The following is a 17482-nucleotide window of genomic DNA, read 5'->3' as shown; positions in this document are numbered from 1 at the left end:
CACTCCAGGGGCGCGGGCACGGATTCACGCCGCTCGAAATGTGGATTCGAAACGAAAAACCGTTGACATTTCGAGCAATAGACGGCCTGCCTCGCACGCAGGGTTTGCCAACACTAGAACGCGCAACGGGAGTACCACCGTGGCCGAAGCCGATGTCTATACGGAAGACACGCAGGAGAACGCTCCTCCCGGCGGAGTAGGCGCACGTCTGCGCGCAGCCCGCGAAGAGGCGGGCAAGTCGATAAGCGACTTGTCCGACGAGACGCGCATTGCAGTTCGCCATCTGGAAAACATCGAAGCGGGCGATTTCGCCGCGCTGCCCGGCAGGCCCTATGCCATCGGCTTTTCGAGAAGCGTCGCGCGTGCGCTGGGCCTGGATGACGCCGAAATCGCCGATAGCGTGCGCGAAGAGCTCGATGCGCTCGGTCCGTCCGATTCCGCGCGTACCGTGCAGCAGTTCGAGGTTGGCGATCCCGCCAAGACGCCGGGAACGGCAACGGTGTGGATCGCCGTGGCCGTGGCGTTGGCCGTGCTGGTCGCCGGGGGCCTGTTCTGGAGCAATTACTATAGCCCGGCAACCGGGCTTCCCCCGCTGGCCGGCGCGCCGGAGCCCGCACCCGCTGCAAACAGGGCAGCGACTCCCACGCCTTCCACATCCCCCGCGCCCACGGTGAACAACGGTCCGGTCGTCTTCACCGCGCTTGCCGACAAGATCTGGATCAAGTTCTATGACGGATCGGGCAAGCAACTGATGCAGAAGCAGATGGCGCAGGGCGAAAGCTATACCGTCCCGGTCGATGCGAAAGACCCGCAGGTCTGGACGGGCAGGCCCGACGCATTCGCTATCACCGTGGGCGGAAAGCCCGTGCCGCCGCTTGCTGACGCACAGACGGTGGTAAAGGACGTGCCGGTTACGCCTTCCGCGCTGCTTGCGCGGGGGAATGCCGCGTCGCCTGCGCCGCAGGCATCTTCCACCACTACGATGTAGCCCTTGCTCGACAGGCTGTGCGGCGCTTGGTTAAAGAATGCCGCAACAACGGCCAGATCGCGCCGAAAGCTCCGGACGGGACCAGATGACGACGACAAAGAGAACCTTCCGCCCCCGCACGGTCCGGGCCATGCCCGCCATCGCCTGCGCGCTTGCACTGGCTGCCACAGGCATGCCCGCAACCGTTGCGGCGCAGGACGTGAACACCCGGATCGACCACATAGAATCGCAGTTGCGTGCCTTGCAGCGCAAGGTCTTCCCCAATGGCGCTGGCAAGACGTTCGCGCCCCAGATAACCGGCGGAACGGCCGCTCCCCAGACGACGACCGCGCCTTCGCCATCCGCTGTGACAGACCTTCTGGCGCGCATGGACACGGTGGAGGCGCAGCTTGCGCGGCTGACATCGCAGGTGGAACTGAACCAGAACCGCATCGGCAAGCTGGAAGCGAAGTTCGCCGCGATGGATGCGGCCCCCGCCGCCGCTGCCGACGGGACGGGGCAAGACGATGCGGTCCGCAACGGCGCCACCATCGATGCCAATACCGCCGCCATGACCGGCGGCGCTTCGCAGCCTTCATCCCAGCCGGCTTCTACCGCGCTCCCCGCACCAAAGCCTTCGGCTGACCGCGTCGCGGCGGTGAAGGCGATTGTCATGCCCGACAGCGGCGACAAGGGAGAGGACGAATACCTTTACGGCTACCGGCTGTGGGACGCGAAGTTCTATCCCGAAGCCGAACAGCAATTGCAGAAAGTGGTGCAGGAATACCCCGGCCACAAGCGCATCAGCTATGCGCGCAACCTGCTGGGCCGGGCTTATCTTGACGACGGCAAGCCCGGCACCGCCGCGCAATGGTTCGTCAAGAACTACCAGGCGGACAAGAACGGCGCGCGTGCGCCCGACAGCCTGATCTACTTGTCCGAAGCGATGCAGCAGTTGCACGAAACCAAGCGCGCGTGCCTCGCGCTGGAAGAACTGCAGCGCAACTATGCGACGGTCATCGCCGGCCGGCTGAAAACGCAATACGCCCGCGCCAGCAGCGCTGTGAACTGCAACTGATGCGGTGATGCCGGGTGATGCGCTGATCGGCGCGCGCGCGCGGCTTGCGGCCAGGTTGTCCGCGCTGGGCGGCGACGGGTTGCGCATCGCGCTGGCGGTTTCCGGAGGGCCGGACAGCCTTGCCTTGCTGGCGCTTGCCGCCGGGGCCGCGCCCGGACGCATCCATTGCGCCACCGTCGATCATGGCCTGCGGACCGAGGCGGCGGACGAAGCGGCGATGGTTGCCACGCTTTGCGCCAGGCTTGGCGTTCCGCACCGGACGCTGGCGATAAACCTTGCGCCCGGTTCGGCGGTGCAGGCGCGCGCGCGCGACGCGCGGTACGCGGTGCTGGCCGCATGGATGCGAGAGGAAGGGCTGGATGCGCTGGTGACGGCGCACCATGCGGACGACCAGGCCGAAACGCTGGTCATGCGGCTGAATCGCGGTGCAGGGCTTCGCGGGCTGGCCGCGATGCGCCCGGCGGCGACGGTTCCTGGCGCACCGTCGATTCCCCTGCTGCGCCCCTTGCTTGACTGGCGCCGCGCCGAACTGGCCGAGTTATGCCGGGCGGCAGGGATCGTCCCGGCGCAAGACCCGTCCAACCGCGACCGCGAATATGAACGCGTGCGCGTTCGCGAAGGGCTTTCCGGGGCGGACTGGATCGATTCCGCCGGCCTTGCGGCCAGCGCGTCGCGCCTTGCCGAAGCGGACGATGCGCTGGAATGGGCGGTGGACGTGGAATGGCGCGATGTCGCGCAACGCCCGCTCGAGATCAGCTATTCGCCCCGCGCCCCGCGCGCGGTGCGGATGCGCGTGCTGGAACGGATCGTCGCCGTGATCGGAAGCGGAAACCCGCGCGGAAGCGAGATCGCGCGCTGGCTCGATTCGCTCGAATCGGGGGAAACGGCCACGCTTGCAGGGGTGCGTGCGGAAGGGCGGGAAAGCACCTGGCGCTTCACCAAGGCCCCGCCACACCGTGCGAATCCCGCGACTGATCACCAGCAACGATAAGAAATGCGCGTTTTTTCGCGACTGGCTTATATTGCGATTCACCCGTCCGGTCCTACATTGACGGGCGAACCACTCATTTTTTCGAGACCGGAACGCAATGAACGACGACCAGCCGCAGGGTAACCCCTGGATCAAGAGCTTCCTCATATGGGGCGGGATATTCCTTGCCCTGCTGCTTGTCGTATCGATGTTCGGTTCGCACAACGACGCATCGGGCCAGATGATGCGCTATTCTGACTTCCGCGCGGAAGTGGCGGAAGGGTCCGTGCGCGACGTGCAGATTTCGCCCGACCGGATTACCGGCACGTTGAAGAACGACCAGACGTTCCAGACCGTGCCGATCCCCGGTGACACCACGCTGCCGCAACTACTCGAACAGCATGACGTGCAGTTTACCGGTAAGCCGCAGGACCAGCCGAACCTCCTGCTTTACATCCTCGCCAATTCCCTGCCGTTCCTGTTGATCCTGGGCATCGCGTTCTTCGCGTTGCGGCAGGTGCAGAAGGGTGGCGGTGCCGGCGGTGCGATGGGTTTCGGCAAGTCGAAGGCGAAGTTGCTGACCGAACGCCACGGCCGCGTGACGTTCGATGACGTGGCGGGCATCGACGAAGCGCGCGAAGAGCTTGAGGAAATCGTCGAGTTCCTGAAAGACCCGTCGCGCTTTGCGAAGCTGGGCGGCAAGATTCCCAAGGGCGCGCTGCTGGTCGGCTCGCCCGGCACCGGCAAGACGCTGCTCGCCCGCGCTATCGCGGGTGAGGCGGGCGTGCCGTTCTTCACCATTTCGGGTTCCGACTTCGTCGAGATGTTCGTGGGCGTCGGCGCCAGCCGCGTGCGCGACATGTTCGAACAGGCGAAGAAGAACGCGCCGTGCATCGTGTTCATCGACGAAATCGACGCGGTCGGCCGCCATCGCGGCCACGGCCTCGGCAATTCGAACGACGAGCGCGAACAGACGCTGAACCAGCTTCTGGTCGAAATGGATGGCTTCGAAGCCAACGAAGGCATCATCATCATCGCCGCCACCAACCGACCCGACGTGCTCGACCCCGCGTTGCTTCGTCCCGGCCGTTTCGACCGTCAGGTCGTGGTGCCGGTGCCCGACATCGACGGGCGCGAGAAGATCCTGGGCGTGCACATGAAGAAGCTGCCGCTGGCGCCCGACGTCAATCCGCGCACCATCGCGCGCGGCACGCCCGGCTTTTCGGGCGCCGACCTTGCCAACCTGTGCAACGAAGCGGCGCTTCTGGCCGCGCGGCGCAACAAGCGCCTTGTCGCCATGCAGGAGTTCGAGGACGCGAAGGACAAGGTCATGATGGGCAGCGAGCGCCGCTCGATGGTCATGACCGAGGACGAGAAGAAGATGACCGCCTATCACGAGGCGGGCCACGCGATCGTCTCTGTGAACGAGGAAGCGTCAGACCCGATCCACAAGGCCACGATCATCCCGCGCGGCCGCGCGCTGGGCATGGTCATGCGCCTGCCGGAACGCGACAGCTATTCCTATCACCGTGACAAGATGCTGGCGAACCTGGCGGTATCGATGGGCGGCCGCGTGGCGGAAGAGATCATCTTCGGCCACGACAAGGTGAGTTCGGGCGCTTCGTCCGATATCCAGTATGCCACTTCTCTGGCGCGCAACATGGTCACCAAGTGGGGCATGTCCGACAAGCTCGGCCCGCTGCAATACGAAGAGCAGCAGGAAGGCTATCTTGGCATGGGCGGATCGCAGCGGCTTATGTCGTCCGACGAGACGAACAAGCTGATCGACACCGAAATCCGCCTTCTGGTGGACAATGCCCATGTCCGCGCGACGGAGATCCTGAAGGCGCAGGAGGACAAGCTCCACCTGCTTGCCCAGGCGATGCTGGAATACGAAACGCTGACCGGCGACGAGATCACCGAACTGATGAAGAACGGCAAGATCGACCGTCCGGACGAACCTTCCGGAACGCTGCGCCCGGTCGCCGGGCGCGGGTCTGCCGTGCCGAAGGCCGGACGGCGATTTTCGGGCGGCGGTTCGGGGTCCGCGCAACCCCAGGGGGCCTGATCCTTGGCAAGTTCGGGCCAGACCGACGCGATCGTGATCAGGGCCTATGGAGGGCCGGAGGCACTCCAGCTTGAAAGCGTGCCGCTGGGCACGCCGGGGCCGGGCCAGATCCAGATCCGCCAGCACGCGGCAGGCGTGAACTTTCACGATGTCTATGTCCGCTCGGGCCTTTACCAGACGCTGACACCACCCGGGATTCCGGGGCTTGAAGGCGCGGGCGTGGTCGAGGCCGTGGGTGAGGGCGTCACGGATTTCGCGGTGGGCGACCGGGTGGCCTACATGGACAACTCATACGGCGGATATGCGCGCAACCGGGTGCTGGACGCGCATCTGGCGGTGCCCGTGCCCGATGCGGTGGGGTTCGATACGGCGGCGGCCTGGCTGCTGCGCGGGTTGACGGCGATGGTGCTGGCCGAAGACGTGCACAAGCTGGAAGCGGATATGCACGTGCTGGTGCACGCGGCGGGCGGCGGCGTTGGCCAGTTGCTGGCGCGGATCGCCTCGCGCCGTGGCTGCACGGTCTATGGAACGGCCGGATCGGAAAAGAAACAGCGCCTTGCGCGTGAAGCGGGTTGCGACGAGGTCATCCCCTATCGCGAAGCCGATGTATCCGCGCGAATTGCCGACCTTACCGGCGGAAAGGGCGTGGCCGTCGCATACGACGCGGTGGGCGCGGACACGTTCGAAGGCTCGCTTGGCGCACTGGGCCTGCGCGGACATCTTGTGCTTTACGGGCAGGCATCGGGGCCGGTGCCGCCGTTCCAGCTGCAACGGCTCGGTGCGAAATCGAATTCGGTCACGCGGCCGTTCCTCTGGGCCTATCTGGACGGCACAAAGCGTTTGCGCGACCTGTCCGCGCAATTGTTCGCGATGATCGCGGCCGGCGATCTTCCTGTTGGTATCGGCGGGCACTTCCCGCTGGCCGATGCCGCTGCGGCCCACCGCGCCCTCGAAGCGCGCGAAGCGGGGCCGTTCGTCCTCAATTGCTAGAGCGTTTTCCGACCAATCTGGGTCACCGTGACGGAGCCGATTTTGGCCGGTCGCGAGGAGCGAGAAGCAGCGCGATGCGGGCCATCGTGCGCGACGAGCGACGCTGCGATCGGCCAAAAGGGGCCCGCCGCGAAGCGGTTGCGTGAGGGAGCCCGCTGGACAGCGTTGCGCCGCTTGCAGGGGCGGGCCGGCCCCTGCTGCACGCCGCGCCTTGCCAGTGGGCTCCCTCACGCAATCACGGCGATCCGGATTGGTCGGGAAACGCTCTAGCGCCGCTCATCGCCGCGTGCGATTCTGGCGCGGAAACGCCGACACCGAAACGAGGGCGGCCCGCCATCCGGATGGGATGACGGGCCGCGCTTGGTGATTGCTTTGCCTCGCGGCGATCAACTCGCGGCGATCAGCCGTCGTAATCGGCACCCAGCGATGTGTTGCGCGTGGGCGCGGAGGCCGTGATGCGCAGTGCTTCGGCCGACTGGCTGAGCGAGCCGATTTCGTCCACTTCGTCATCGTCGTCGGGCAGAACGCGCTGCAGCGACTGGACGAGGCTTTCGTTGAGATCCTTGGGCTTGATCGTTTCTTCCGCAATTTCGCGCAGGGCGACGACCGGGTTCTTATCGCGGTCGCGATCGAGGGTCAGCTCCGCGCCGCCCGAAATCGCGCGCGCACGCTCTGCGGCGAGCAGGACGAGATCGAAACGGTTGGGAACCTTGTCGACGCAATCTTCGACGGTAACGCGCGCCATGTGGCACTCCAATCTGGCAATTCAGGAAAGCGCGGCTGCTACACGACTGCGCATTGAAAAGTCAAGAAAAATTCGCATAACATATTGAAATATAAAGCGTAATTTCGCGAATTGGGGTGGTAACCCGGACCGGCGTGATAGCGGGAGCGGATCGCTCCGTCGGCCGCAAGCACCAAACCCGATCAATCGTAACTGCTGGCGGCCTGCGCGTCTTCTGCCAGGTCGCTGAAGCGGGTGATGCGCGGTTCGAAGCGCAGGCGCACCTTGCCGGTGGCGCCGTGGCGCTGCTTGGCAACGATCAGTTCGGCCAGTCCATAGACGCGCTCCATCTCGGCCGCCCAGGCGCCGTGCGCTTCGTGCGTCTTGGCGTCATCCGCTTCGGTCGGGCGCTTGGGCTCACGCGCGGCGACGTAATAATCCTCACGGAACACGAACCAGACCATGTCGGCGTCTTGCTCGATAGAGCCGGATTCGCGCAGGTCTGAAAGCATCGGTCGCTTGTCGTCGCGGCTTTCCACCGCGCGGGACAGCTGCGACAGGGCGATCACCGGCACCGCCAGTTCCTTGGCCAGCGTTTTCAGCCCGCGGCTGATTTCCGAGATTTCGTTGACGCGGCCTTCGGTCCGTCCGGTGCCTTGCAGCAGTTGCAGGTAGTCGACCACGATCAGGCCGATTTCCGGATTCCGCCGCTTCAACCGCCGCGCGCGCGTGCGCAAGGCGGAGATCGTCAGCGCCGGGGTGTCGTCGATATAAAGCGGCAGTTCGGCCAGTGTCTGGCTGGCGCGCGAAAGCTGCTTGAAATCCTCGCGGCTGATGCGCCCCATGCGCAACGCTTCGGAACTGATACCCGACTGTTCGGCCAGGATACGCGTGGCAAGCTGGTCCGCGCTCATTTCCAGGCTGAAGAACACGGTTCCCGCGCCGACCGACTTGGCCGCGTCGATCCCGTCGGCCAGGTCGCGGCGCAGGCGGTCGGCCGCATTAAAGGCGATGTTGGTGGCAAGCGAGGTCTTGCCCATGCCCGGACGGCCGGCAAGGATGATAAGGTCGCTGTCGTGAAGGCCGCCGACCTTTTCGTTGACCGAGGACAGGCCGGTGGTCTTGCCCGCGATGTGGCCGCCCGAATTCAGCGCCTTTTCGATTGCGGCAATGGCGACGCGGGTGGCGGCGGTGAAGCTTTGCGCTTCGTTGCCGGTCTGCGCACCCTCTGCCACTTCGTAAAGCCGCGATTCGGCCTGTTCCACTTGCGCCATCGGCGAAACCGATTCGCTGGTGTCCATCGCGCCGGCAACCAGCCCGCGCCCAACCGAGATGAGTTCGCGCAGCAGCGCCAGGTCATAGATCTGTTCGGCCAGTTCGCGGGGGTTGAGCAGGCCCTGCCCGTCGGCCGTAAGCCGGGCGAGATAGGCCGTGCCGCCCAGTTCCTTCAGCCCTTCGTCGCTTTCGAAATAGGGTTTCAGCGTAACCGGCGTGACCACCGCCTTGCGATCCATCAGCGTCAGGATTCGTTCGTAAACCCGGCCGTGGACGTCCGCGAAGAAGTGTTCCGGCTTCAACTGGGCGCCGATTTCTTCCAGGATGCGGTTGTCGATCAGCACAGCGCCGAGGAAGGCGGCTTCGGCCTCCACGTTGGACGGCAGCGCGCGAAGTTCGTCGCCATCGGCGGACTGGAACGGGTCATTGGCGGGAGCGGGAGTGGCCATGTGCGCTGTCATGCGCCCGCCGTTCCGGAGGGGCAATAGCAACCTCTCGACGGGTCTGTGCACGGACTGTGGACGAATCGGCTTAACGGCCCCCTTGCCCGGTCCCTTCGCGTCTGCAACACAAGCCGCCTCATGGCGGACCCGCGCATCTCGCATATCGAGCTCGACGACGCGACGATCATCTGGCGCAACGCCGATATCGAGCAGGAGCGGCGCATCGCCATCTTCGACCTGATCGAGGAAAACACGTTCAGGCCGGTGCGCGCCTTCGCGGCGGGGAATGAAGGCCCCTATCGGCTGGCGCTTTCGGTCGAGGACGGGCGGCTTGCGATGGCCATATCGGACGAAGCGGAAAATCCGCTGGAAACCATCGTGCTGGGGCTGGGCCGCTTCCGCCGCCCGATTCGCGATTATTTCGCCATCTGCGACAGCTATTACCAGGCGATCCGCCGCTCCACCGCGCAGGAAATCGAGACGATCGACATGGCGCGGCGCGGTATCCACAACAATGCGGCGGAAATGCTGCTGGAACGGCTGGACGGGAAGGTGGAGACCGACTTCGCCACCGCGCGGCGTCTCTTTACCTTGATCTGCGTCCTCCATATCAGGGGCTGAATCCAGACCCGCATCGGGCCGCGCGAGGGGCAACAGGCACATGGCGAAAAACAGGAAGGCGGCGCGCAGGCGCTGGCTGGCGGCGGCCTTGTTGCTGTTGCTGGTGGCGGGCGGCGCGGCATGGCGCGAAGCGCGCAAATGGAAGCCGGCGCGCACCGACTATCCGGTGCAGGGCGTGTGGCTGGACGCGAATGCCATGCCGGTGGACTGGCGGCTGCTCCATGCCGAAGGCGCGGATTTCGCGTATCTGACGGCGACAATCGGAAGCGAGCGCCGCGATCCGGCCTTCGGCAAGGCGCTGGCTGCCGTGCGCGACAGGGGCATGCAGGCAGGTGCGGTGATCGTTTACGACGCGTGCGAGCCGGAAGACGGGCAGGCGGCAAATTTCGTGACAACCGTGCCGCGCGATTCGCACCTGCTGCCGCCGGCGGTCTCACTCGACATCGATCCCGCGCATTGCGGAGAGGTTCCCAGCGAAGCGGCGCTGCAAAGCGAGTTGACGACGTTCCTCAACCAGATCGAGCGTCATTCGGGTAAGCCCGCGATCCTGATGATGTCGTCGCGCTTCGAAAAGCGTTATCACCTTTCCACGATGCTTGACCGCAACACCTGGGTGGAAGGCGATTTCATCGCGCCGGACTATGTGGCGCGCCCCTGGGTGCTGTGGACCGCGACGGACCGGTTGCATACGCCCGCATCCGACGCGGCGCTGCGCTGGGTGGTGGTGCATCCATGAGCGAGCCCGGCAAGCAAGGCAGGCTCGACTTTGCGGGGTTGACCGCGCTTTCGTTCCAGGTCGTCGTCACGCTCTATTTCCTGATGATGCTGTCGGCCGGGCTGGCGGGGCTTGGGCCGTGGCTTGGCGCGAGCCCGATCCTGGCGATGCCGGTTGTCTGCATCGTGGTGGCGGTGAAGTGGCGCAAGTATCGCTGGCCCGCGATTTTCCTGGCCGGGCTGGCAATAGATATTGCGCTGGCAGGGGCGTTCGTGGCGTTCAATCGCTGACAACGTTCGAGGAAGCGCTTGCCACGCCTCGCGTTACCGGCGATCACGCGCGCCATGGCAATCGACACCGAAACGCGCGACCGGCTGGTCGCCGCCGCTCGCACCGCGGCGCTTGCGGCTTATGCGCCCTATTCGGGCTTTCGCGTGGGCGCGGCGCTGCTGTTCGACGATGGCGCGATCGTGGCCGGGTCCAACGTGGAGAACGCAAGCTATGGCCTGTCGCTGTGTGCCGAAACGGTTGCCTGCGCCATCGCGTCGCAGGCCGGACGGCGCGGCGGGCTGGTCGCGGTGGCGGTGCTGGGCGGAATGACCGGGGCTGACGGCGCGCCGGTGATTGCCGAAGCGCCGGTCACGCCGTGCGGACGGTGCAGGCAGGTGGTCAACGAATTGGCGCAACTGGGCGGCACCGATCCGATCGTCCTGTGCGTCGGCGCGCGCGAAATCGTGGAAATCCGCCTGTCCGCCCTCTTGCCGCATGCTTTCGGCCCGGCCAATCTGGCCTGAACGACATATGAGGGGACCGTCTTGGCCATTCTTTCCGACAAGTGGATACGCGAAAAGGCCCGATCCGAAGGGATGATAGAACCTTTCGTGGAAAGCCAGCGGCGCGAAGGCTGCATTTCCTTTGGCCTTTCCTCCTATGGCTATGACGCGCGCGTGGCGGACGAGTTCAAGATCTTTACCAACGTCGATTCGGCGGTGGTCGACCCCAAGGACTTTGCGTCGAACAGCTTTGTCGACCGCAAGACCGACGTCTGCGTGATCCCGCCCAATTCCTTCGCGCTGGCGCGCACGGTCGAATATTTCCGCGTGCCGAACGACGTGCTGGTGATCTGCCTTGGCAAGAGCACCTATGCCCGCTGCGGGATCATCGTGAACGTCACCCCGCTTGAGCCGGGCTGGGAAGGGCACGTCACGCTGGAATTTTCCAACACCACGCCGCTTCCGGCCAAGATCTATGCCAATGAAGGCGCGTGCCAGTTCCTGTTCCTGCAAGGGAACGAACCGTGCGAAACCACTTATGCGGACCGCGCGGGCAAATATATGGGCCAGCGCGGGGTGACCCTGCCCAGACTGTAGATCCCGCTCCGGCCGGCGTTTGGGAGAGGACGCATGGCATATCTGTTCGACGAATGGCGCGCCCGTTCGCCGCATTACGACGAAACCCACGAAGCGGTGGCAGACAGCGTTCGCGCTTTCGTTTTGCGCGAGATCGCGCCGCATGTCGACGAATGGGAACGCGCAGGGCAATTGCCGCGCGACCTGCACCGAAAGGCGGCGGCGGCGGGCGTGCTGGGGCTGGGCTATCCCGAAGAGTTCGGCGGGCACTCGGAAGGTTTCACTATCTTCCATTCGCTGGTGCAGAGCGAGGAAATCTGCCGCCCCGGCGCGGGCGGCATTCCCGCTTCCTTGCTGACTCACGGCATCGGCCTGCCGCCGATCATCGCGATGGGCAGCGAAGAGATGAAGCGCCGGATTGCGCCAGAGGTGCTGGCGGGCGAGAAGATCATCTGCCTTGGCATTACCGAACCTTCGGGTGGGTCCGACGTTGCCAACCTGCGCACGCGAGCAGAGCGCAAGGGCGCGGCCTATATCGTCAACGGCGCGAAAACGCTGATTACCTCGGGCGTGCGCGCCGATTACATCACGCTGGCCGTTCGCACCGGCGGGCCGGGGCTGGGCGGCATCTCGCTGCTGCTGGTGGAAACCGACCGGCCCGGCGTTTCGCGCACGCCGCTGGAGAAGATGGGCTGGCACGCGTCCGACACCGCGACGATCCATTTCGACGATGTGGAGGTTCCGGCGGAAAACCTGATCGGGCCGGAAAATGGCGGCTTTTCCGGCATCATGCGCAACTTCAATGGAGAGCGGCTGGGCATGGCGCAGCAGGCGGCGGCCTATGCGCGCCTGTGCTTCGAGGATGCGCTGGACTGGGCGCGTGAACGGACGACGTTCGGCAAGCCGCTCGTCTCCAATCAGGTCATCCGCCACAAACTCTCTGACATGATGCGGCGGATACAGGCGACGCAGGCGTGGATCGATCATTGCGCGTGGTGCGTTCTGAATGGGAAGGCCGCGCCCGGCGATTTCGCGCTGCTCAAGGTGCAGGCAACGCAGACGATGGAATTCTGCGCGCGCGAGGCGTGCCAGATCCTTGGCGGGGCCAGCTTCGTGCGCGGCAGCCGGGTTGAGCGGATCTATCGCGAAGTGCGCGTGATGGCGATCGGCGGCGGGTCGGAAGAGATCATGTTCGACCTTGCCGCGCGCCAGTTCGGGTTCTGACGTTCGGTTTCCGAATGAAACCCTTGCTCCGCGTGGGCGGATCGTCTCTCATCGCGCCAAACGTAACGCAGCGCCGGTTCGGCGCGGGGAGAGAACATGACAAAGGCAGACCGTCCTTTCGATATCGTCGTCTATGGCGCCACCGGGTACACCGGCCGGCTCGTCGCCGAATATCTTGCGCATCATTACGCGGGCCGCGCCGATGCGCCGCGCTGGGCGATGGCCGGGCGCAGCAAGGCCAAGCTGGAAGAGGTGCGCGACCTGATCGGCGCGCCCGCCAATACGCCGCTGGTCGTCGCCGATTCGAACGATCCCGCAAGCATGAAGGCGCTGGCTGAACAGGCGCGCGTCGTCCTGACGACCGTCGGCCCCTATCAGCTATACAGCGAGCCGCTGCTTTCCGCCTGCGTTGCCGCGGGCACCGACTATGCCGACTTGTGCGGAGAGCCGGTGTGGATGCGCCAGATGGCGGACAAGTACCACGAAGCCGCGAAGAAAAGCGGCGCGCGCATCTCGTTCTCTTCGGGCTTCGATTCGATCCCTTTCGATCTTGGCGTGCTGATGCTGCAGAAGCACGCGGTTGAAGTGCATGGAATGCCTGCGCCGCGCGTGAAGGCGCGGGTGCGCGCCATGCAGGGCGGCGTCTCGGGCGGAACCGCGGCCAGTCTTGGCGCAACCCTGAAGGCGATCGCGGCCGAACCGTCGCTTGGTGCTATCATGGCCAGTCCCTTCGGCCTGACGCCGGGCTTCGAAGGCCCGGCCCAGCCGCCCGCCGACCAGCCGGAGTATGACGAAGCGCTGCAAAGCTGGTGCGCGCCGTTCATCATGGCTGTGATCAACGTGAAGAACGTCCACCGCACGAACCAGTTGCTTGGCCACCCCTATGGCACCGATTTCGTTTATGACGAGATGGTGCTTACCGGTCCGGGCGAGCAGGGGGAGGCGGTTGCGAAGCATTTGGCCAGCACCCCGATGATCGGTACGCCCAATGATCCCAAACCCGGCGAGGGGCCGACGAAGGAAGAGCGTGAGAACGGATTCTACGACGTGCTGTTCATTGGTGAGTGGCCGGACGGGTTGCGCGTGACCTATGGCGTGAAGGGGCGTTACGATCCGGGTTATGGCTCGACCAGCCGGATGCTGGCGGAAACCGGTATCGCGCTGCTTTCATGCAAGGCCGAAGGCGGGATTTCAACGCCGGGCGCGCTGATGGGCGCAGACCTCGTAAAGCGGCTGGGCGACGAGGCGGAAATCACGTTCGCGGCAGAGGGCTGAATTCGCCTGTCCGGCACACGCAAAAAAGGAGGGGCAAGCGGCGCCTGCCCCTCCTCTTGCGGCCCTTGGGCTGAATCAGGCGGCGGCGCGATCCTCATAGGCTTGCGCTTCGGCGGAGATGAGGATGTCGGCAAGCATCCAGTAGGCTTCGCCCCATGCGGCCAGCACTTCGTCGGTGGCGACATCGGCGCCGAGCACGTCGCGGATCGCGGGCAGAAGGGCATCGGCGACATGGGGATAATGTTCAGCCTTCACGCCGGTTTCCACGTGGCGGGTAACCATGCGTTCGACAGCAGCGCCCAGGTTGGCCAGCTTGTCGATGTTCTTGGCATAGGCAAGGATCGCGGCGGCAAGGCGGCGCGGCTGCTCACCGCTTTCTTGGGCGGCTTCGTCGAACATCGCCTTCACTTCGGCGTTGGTGAAAAGCCGCGCGTACATCGCCGTGGTGATTGCCACGCCGTGCTTTTCGATGGCGGGGGCGGTGGCCTTGACGATGGCGATGGCGTTTTCGGAAGCGGTACGCATTTCGGATTCTTCTCCTAAACAGGTATTTAGAATGCCGGTATATAGAATGCTTGATTTATGCAACTCCATTTGTGCAATATCGGCATGAAATGCAGTTGACCCAGCACACGGACTTTGGCCTGCGCCTGCTGATCGTGCTCGCCCGGCGCGGCGAGGCCATTGCCCTGCCTGCGTTCGCCGCCGATCAGGGGCTTTCGTACAACCACGTCGCCAAGGTTGCGCAGGAGCTGGTTCGCGCAGGGCTGGCAATTTCGCACCGCGGGCGCAACGGTGGGATCGAACTGGCAAGGCCGCCCGCGGAAATCAGCGTAGGCGACGTGGTTCGCGTGCTTGAGCGCGGGATGCAACTGGCCGATTGCGCGAACTGCGCGTTGCGCGTCGATTGCGTGCTGAGCGGCGTTCTGGCCGAGGCGCTCTCTGCGTTCCTGGCCGTACTGGACCGTTATACCCTGGCGGACGTTGCCCGCGAAGGTGCCGGAGTTCGCTCATTGTGGGGCGGTGTCCCGCAGGCGCCCGGTTGCGCGGTCAGCGACCGCCCTGAAGAGACCTGAGCGCGGCGACGCAGGCCGCGCGGTCCACATCGCGACCGTCTCCGCGCCGGGCGTCAACGTATGTCGCGGTCGGCCGTCCGCCGCTCTTTGGCGGATAGAGGTAGATGTCGAGGATGCAGGGAATGCCGCTCCACTGCAGCTTGACCGCGTCTTCTTCCACCACATTGAGGCGCGGCTGGCCGAACTGGCGGATCAGCGATTGCTCGTCCGCGCCGATCACCCCCTCAAGCCCCGGCACGGTCTGCACCTGCGGCGCCGGCCGTTGGGTCGGAGAGGTGTAGGTGGAGCGGATGGGCGGCGTGGCGCTGGGTACGGCAGCACACGCACCGAGAGCCAGCGGCGCGGCCAGGATTGCGATACGGTCAAGACGCATGAAACACTCCGGATGCGCGGCGATGGACAAGGTGTGTCGCCGCCGCGGCGCCGATCACCGGCGCAAGAAAGTTGACGAATGGAACGGCAAGCAGCGCAACCACCACGGCCCCGAGCAGGAAGCGGCTGAATGCCGGAACCGCGGGCGCGCCTTCATGGCGCAGGCGCACCATGTCGGTCAGTTCCCTCCCCAGCAGCACGGCGTTGACGAAGCCGAACAGCAGAACGGAGCCAACGCCCGTCACCAGCAGAAGCAGGGCAACAGGCAGCGCGGCAAGGTTCCAGCCCAGCGACCGCAGGAATCCGCGCAGCGCGACCTGCATTTCGCGGTGCAGCCCCAGCGGGCGCGCGCGCATGGCCGCTTCGGGATAATGTTCCTGCTCGACCGCGATCACCACCTCGTCCGCGAAGAACTGTATTACGGCCAGGGCAACCAGCCGAAACAGCAGCCATGCGCCGACCAGCGCCGCCACGGTGGCGACGATCTCGCTCAGCCCTTTGACATAATACGTTGCCAGGAATGTGCGCTCCACCGCCCACCACGCCCCGGCGCTCAGCAAGGTCACGATCGCAACGGTCGCCAGTGCGCTCTTGCCCAGCACGGCAAGCACGCGGCGATCTGCAAGGGCGGCAAGGGAAAGCGCAAGGGCGGTCGGCATTGACCGCTGGATTGCCGCAGGGCGCGGCGCTGTCAATGGCGGGGCGATGCGCTTGCGGCGGAACGGCGGCGGGCTTGCGGCCGGTGGGGCGAACGTCTAGGCGCACGTGCGTTTGCACCCTTGCGGAGATTTCCCCGACATGAGCCAGCCCACAACCGACGTCATCGCCATCGGCAACGCCATTGTCGACGTGATGGCCCCGGCCGACGATGCCGATATCGAACGGCTGGGACTGGCCAAGGGCGGCATGACGCTGGTCGATCCCGACCGGGCGAAGGAACTGTACGAAGCGATGGGGCCTGCGCGTGAGATTTCGGGCGGATCGGCGGCGAACACGCTGGCCGGGTTGGCTGAACTGGGCGCGAATTGCGCCTTCATCGGCCAGGTGGCGGACGACCAGCTGGGCGAGGTTTTCGCGCACGATATCCGCGCGTCGGGCATCGGATTCGCCACGCCGGTGCGCGCGGGCGAACCCGCCACGGCGCGCTGCCTGATCTTCGTGACGCCGGACGGCCAGCGCACGATGAACACCTTCCTTGGCGCCAGCCAGTTCCTGCCCGCCGAAGCGCTGGACGAACAGGCGATCAAGGCAGCGAAGGTACTCTACCTCGAAGGCTATCTGTGGGACCCGGAAGAACCGCGCAAGGCAATGCGCCGCGCGATCGAAGCAGCGCGCGGGGCGGGCCGCGAAGTGGCTTTCACGCTGTCCGATCCCTTCGTGATCAGCCGCCACGGCGACGATTTCCGCAAGATGATCGACGCGGGCGAGATCGATATCCTGTTCGCTAACGAACACGAACTGGCCGCGCTGACCGGGATCGAGGATTTCCACGAAGGCATCACGCACCTTGGCGGCAAGGTAAAGACGGTGGTCGTCACGCGCAGCGAAAAGGGCGCGCACGCGGTGCGCGGGGCCGAGCACGCGCACGTTCCGGCGGAACCCGTCGAGCAAGTGGTCGACACCACCGGCGCGGGCGACCTGTTCGCGGCCGGGTTCCTGTTCGGCCACACGCGCGGGCAGTCGCTGGAACAGTGCCTGAAGCTCGGCGCGATCTGTGCGGCGGAAATCATCAGCCACTATGGCGCGCGCCCGGAAGCGGACCTCAAGGATCTTGTCGCCGCGAAAGCCGCCTAACCCGGCAAGGGTGCGAACGACTGGTTGGTGAGCGGCGGCTGTGTTGGCCGCACGATCCGGTTGAACTGCACGTGCGCGCCTTCGTGGCAGCCGTTGCAGCCTTGGGTAAGCTGGTCGAACGCGGCTTCGAACTTTGCCTTGTCCCTTGCGGCGATCGCCTTGTCCATCTCGTCGAGCGGCTGGGTCACGAATTCGGGCACCATGCTGGACAGCGGCTGCGCTGCGCCTTCGCGCGGGGGCGGTTCCTTGGCGACATCGTCAAAGCCTTCGCGAAGTTCCGCGGTTTCGTAAGCGGCGAGCGGCCAGTTTTCCGCTTCGCCCGCGAACCACAGCTTGGCGTGGCGGATCTGGGTGAACTCCATCAGCTCACCAATCGCCAACGCGGGCTGGTCATGGGCTTCCGACTTATCGGACGAATTGCGCACTGAACAACCTGCGATTGCAAGCGCAAGGCAAGCTGCGGCGGCCGGCACCACGATCGAACGGATTGACTGTCGAGGCATCGCGATTGCTCCGTGCCCCCGGCTCCCGCTGACGATCC

The 17482-nt window shown here is 65.3% G+C and carries 20 protein-coding genes; 14 read left to right on the top strand and 6 right to left on the bottom strand.

The genetic code is table 11. The features are described from left to right. Positions 1–139: 139 nt before the first annotated feature. From RXV95_RS01500 to RXV95_RS01480, 5 genes are all read left to right on the top strand, one after another. Entirely contained in the window at positions 140–988 is an 849-nt protein-coding gene (locus RXV95_RS01500) for a helix-turn-helix domain-containing protein (RefSeq protein WP_338467261.1), read from the top strand. An 85-nt stretch (positions 989–1073) separates the two neighbouring features. Next, positions 1074–2045: a hypothetical protein gene (locus RXV95_RS01495; protein WP_338467260.1), complete on the top strand. Its 972-nt coding sequence runs from the start codon at positions 1074–1076 to the stop codon at positions 2043–2045. A gap of 7 nt (positions 2046–2052) precedes the next feature. Then, positions 2053–3036 (top strand): tRNA lysidine(34) synthetase TilS, encoded by a 984-nt coding sequence (gene tilS, locus RXV95_RS01490; RefSeq protein WP_338467259.1) that lies wholly within the window; start codon positions 2053–2055, stop codon positions 3034–3036. Positions 3037–3133: 97 nt separating this feature from the next. After that, positions 3134–5083 (top strand): ATP-dependent zinc metalloprotease FtsH, encoded by a 1950-nt coding sequence (ftsH, locus tag RXV95_RS01485; RefSeq protein WP_338467258.1) that lies wholly within the window; start codon positions 3134–3136, stop codon positions 5081–5083. A gap of 3 nt (positions 5084–5086) precedes the next feature. Continuing rightward, the gene (locus RXV95_RS01480) at positions 5087–6073 is read left to right on the top strand and encodes a quinone oxidoreductase (protein ID WP_338467257.1); all 987 of its coding nucleotides are present in this window, start codon (positions 5087–5089) and stop codon (positions 6071–6073) included. 400 nt (positions 6074–6473) lie between these two features. On the opposite strand, the gene rpoZ is transcribed toward RXV95_RS01480, so the two are convergent. Next, positions 6474–6818, bottom strand: a complete 345-nt coding sequence (gene rpoZ / locus RXV95_RS01475; protein ID WP_338467256.1) for a DNA-directed RNA polymerase subunit omega — start codon at positions 6816–6818, stop codon at positions 6474–6476. Positions 6819–7000: 182 nt separating this feature from the next. Next, entirely contained in the window at positions 7001–8521 is a 1521-nt protein-coding gene (locus RXV95_RS01470; RefSeq protein WP_338467255.1) for a replicative DNA helicase, read from the bottom strand. A gap of 132 nt (positions 8522–8653) precedes the next feature. On the opposite strand from RXV95_RS01470, the gene RXV95_RS01465 reads away from it, so the two are divergent. The 7 genes from RXV95_RS01465 to RXV95_RS01435 all read left to right on the top strand — a co-directional run bounded on the left by RXV95_RS01465 (position 8654) and on the right by RXV95_RS01435 (position 13699). Next, positions 8654–9136, top strand: a complete 483-nt coding sequence (locus RXV95_RS01465; protein ID WP_338467254.1) for a UPF0262 family protein — start codon at positions 8654–8656, stop codon at positions 9134–9136. A gap of 40 nt (positions 9137–9176) precedes the next feature. After that, complete coding sequence (locus RXV95_RS01460; RefSeq protein WP_338467252.1) at positions 9177–9872, top strand: glycoside hydrolase family 25 protein; 696 nt, start codon at positions 9177–9179, stop codon at positions 9870–9872. Beyond that, on the top strand, positions 9869–10141 hold the full coding sequence (locus RXV95_RS01455; RefSeq protein WP_338467251.1) for a hypothetical protein: 273 nt from the start codon (positions 9869–9871) through the stop codon (positions 10139–10141). The genes RXV95_RS01460 and RXV95_RS01455 overlap by 4 nt, the downstream gene beginning before the upstream one ends. Positions 10142–10195: 54 nt before the next feature. Beyond that, positions 10196–10645, top strand: a complete 450-nt coding sequence (locus RXV95_RS01450) for a cytidine deaminase (RefSeq protein ID WP_338467250.1) — start codon at positions 10196–10198, stop codon at positions 10643–10645. 21 nt (positions 10646–10666) lie between these two features. After that, positions 10667–11221 (top strand): dCTP deaminase, encoded by a 555-nt coding sequence (gene dcd / locus RXV95_RS01445; RefSeq protein WP_338467249.1) that lies wholly within the window; start codon positions 10667–10669, stop codon positions 11219–11221. A gap of 33 nt (positions 11222–11254) precedes the next feature. After that, positions 11255–12424 carry an acyl-CoA dehydrogenase family protein gene (locus RXV95_RS01440; RefSeq protein ID WP_338467248.1) on the top strand — a complete coding sequence of 390 codons (1170 nt, stop codon included), beginning with the start codon at positions 11255–11257 and terminating at the stop codon, positions 12422–12424. A 96-nt stretch (positions 12425–12520) separates the two neighbouring features. Then, the gene (locus RXV95_RS01435; protein WP_338467247.1) at positions 12521–13699 is read left to right on the top strand and encodes a saccharopine dehydrogenase NADP-binding domain-containing protein; all 1179 of its coding nucleotides are present in this window, start codon (positions 12521–12523) and stop codon (positions 13697–13699) included. Between the two features lie 75 nt (positions 13700–13774). Here the strand turns inward: RXV95_RS01435 and RXV95_RS01430 are convergent, their stop codons facing one another. Further along, positions 13775–14224, bottom strand: coding sequence for a globin domain-containing protein (locus tag RXV95_RS01430; protein ID WP_338467246.1), 450 nt, complete (start codon positions 14222–14224; stop codon positions 13775–13777). Between the two features lie 89 nt (positions 14225–14313). Between RXV95_RS01430 and RXV95_RS01425 the strand changes: the two genes are divergently transcribed. After that, positions 14314–14775, top strand: coding sequence for an Rrf2 family transcriptional regulator (locus tag RXV95_RS01425; protein WP_338467245.1), 462 nt, complete (start codon positions 14314–14316; stop codon positions 14773–14775). Here RXV95_RS01425 and RXV95_RS01420 read toward each other — a convergent pair. Together RXV95_RS01420 and RXV95_RS01415 are read right to left on the bottom strand one after the other, a co-directional pair. Then, a complete protein-coding gene (locus RXV95_RS01420) occupies positions 14750–15148 on the bottom strand; it encodes a hypothetical protein (RefSeq protein WP_338467244.1) in 399 nt (132 codons plus the stop codon). The two genes, RXV95_RS01425 and RXV95_RS01420, sit on opposite strands and share 26 nt — an antisense overlap. After that, entirely contained in the window at positions 15138–15806 is a 669-nt protein-coding gene (locus RXV95_RS01415; protein WP_338467243.1) for an EI24 domain-containing protein, read from the bottom strand. Before RXV95_RS01415 ends, RXV95_RS01420 begins: the two co-directional genes overlap by 11 nt. Before the next feature lie 139 nt (positions 15807–15945). Between RXV95_RS01415 and RXV95_RS01410 the strand changes: the two genes are divergently transcribed. After that, a complete protein-coding gene (locus tag RXV95_RS01410) occupies positions 15946–16941 on the top strand; it encodes an adenosine kinase (RefSeq protein WP_338467242.1) in 996 nt (331 codons plus the stop codon). On the opposite strand, the gene RXV95_RS01405 is transcribed toward RXV95_RS01410, so the two are convergent. Continuing rightward, positions 16938–17444, bottom strand: a complete 507-nt coding sequence (locus tag RXV95_RS01405; RefSeq protein WP_338467241.1) for a hypothetical protein — start codon at positions 17442–17444, stop codon at positions 16938–16940. The genes RXV95_RS01410 and RXV95_RS01405 overlap by 4 nt on opposite strands. Positions 17445–17482 lie beyond the last annotated feature (38 nt).

The organism is Novosphingobium sp. ZN18A2 (assembly GCF_036784765.1).
Taxonomy (GTDB): domain Bacteria; phylum Pseudomonadota; class Alphaproteobacteria; order Sphingomonadales; family Sphingomonadaceae; genus Novosphingobium.
This window is presented reverse-complemented; position numbering and strand designations above follow the sequence as displayed.

Excerpts from the sequence above, each read along its gene's own strand:
- RXV95_RS01470 (WP_338467255.1), bottom strand. The coding sequence starts at position 8,521 with ATGGCCACTCCCGCTCCCGCCAATGACCCGTTCCAGTCCGCCGATGGC.
- RXV95_RS01465 (WP_338467254.1), top strand. The coding sequence starts at position 8,654 with ATGGCGGACCCGCGCATCTCGCATATCGAGCTCGACGACGCGACGATC.
- ftsH (WP_338467258.1), top strand. The coding sequence starts at position 3,134 with ATGAACGACGACCAGCCGCAGGGTAACCCCTGGATCAAGAGCTTCCTC.
- RXV95_RS01495 (WP_338467260.1), top strand. The coding sequence starts at position 1,074 with ATGACGACGACAAAGAGAACCTTCCGCCCCCGCACGGTCCGGGCCATG.
- RXV95_RS01430 (WP_338467246.1), bottom strand. The coding sequence starts at position 14,224 with ATGCGTACCGCTTCCGAAAACGCCATCGCCATCGTCAAGGCCACCGCC.
- RXV95_RS01450 (WP_338467250.1), top strand. The coding sequence starts at position 10,196 with ATGGCAATCGACACCGAAACGCGCGACCGGCTGGTCGCCGCCGCTCGC.
- RXV95_RS01410 (WP_338467242.1), top strand. The coding sequence starts at position 15,946 with ATGAGCCAGCCCACAACCGACGTCATCGCCATCGGCAACGCCATTGTC.
- rpoZ (WP_338467256.1), bottom strand. The coding sequence starts at position 6,818 with ATGGCGCGCGTTACCGTCGAAGATTGCGTCGACAAGGTTCCCAACCGT.
- RXV95_RS01415 (WP_338467243.1), bottom strand. The coding sequence starts at position 15,806 with ATGCCGACCGCCCTTGCGCTTTCCCTTGCCGCCCTTGCAGATCGCCGC.
- tilS (WP_338467259.1), top strand. The coding sequence starts at position 2,053 with ATGCCGGGTGATGCGCTGATCGGCGCGCGCGCGCGGCTTGCGGCCAGG.
- RXV95_RS01425 (WP_338467245.1), top strand. The coding sequence starts at position 14,314 with ATGCAGTTGACCCAGCACACGGACTTTGGCCTGCGCCTGCTGATCGTG.
- RXV95_RS01405 (WP_338467241.1), bottom strand. The coding sequence starts at position 17,444 with ATGCCTCGACAGTCAATCCGTTCGATCGTGGTGCCGGCCGCCGCAGCT.
- RXV95_RS01455 (WP_338467251.1), top strand. The coding sequence starts at position 9,869 with ATGAGCGAGCCCGGCAAGCAAGGCAGGCTCGACTTTGCGGGGTTGACC.
- RXV95_RS01435 (WP_338467247.1), top strand. The coding sequence starts at position 12,521 with ATGACAAAGGCAGACCGTCCTTTCGATATCGTCGTCTATGGCGCCACC.
- RXV95_RS01420 (WP_338467244.1), bottom strand. The coding sequence starts at position 15,148 with ATGCGTCTTGACCGTATCGCAATCCTGGCCGCGCCGCTGGCTCTCGGT.
- RXV95_RS01440 (WP_338467248.1), top strand. The coding sequence starts at position 11,255 with ATGGCATATCTGTTCGACGAATGGCGCGCCCGTTCGCCGCATTACGAC.
- RXV95_RS01460 (WP_338467252.1), top strand. The coding sequence starts at position 9,177 with ATGGCGAAAAACAGGAAGGCGGCGCGCAGGCGCTGGCTGGCGGCGGCC.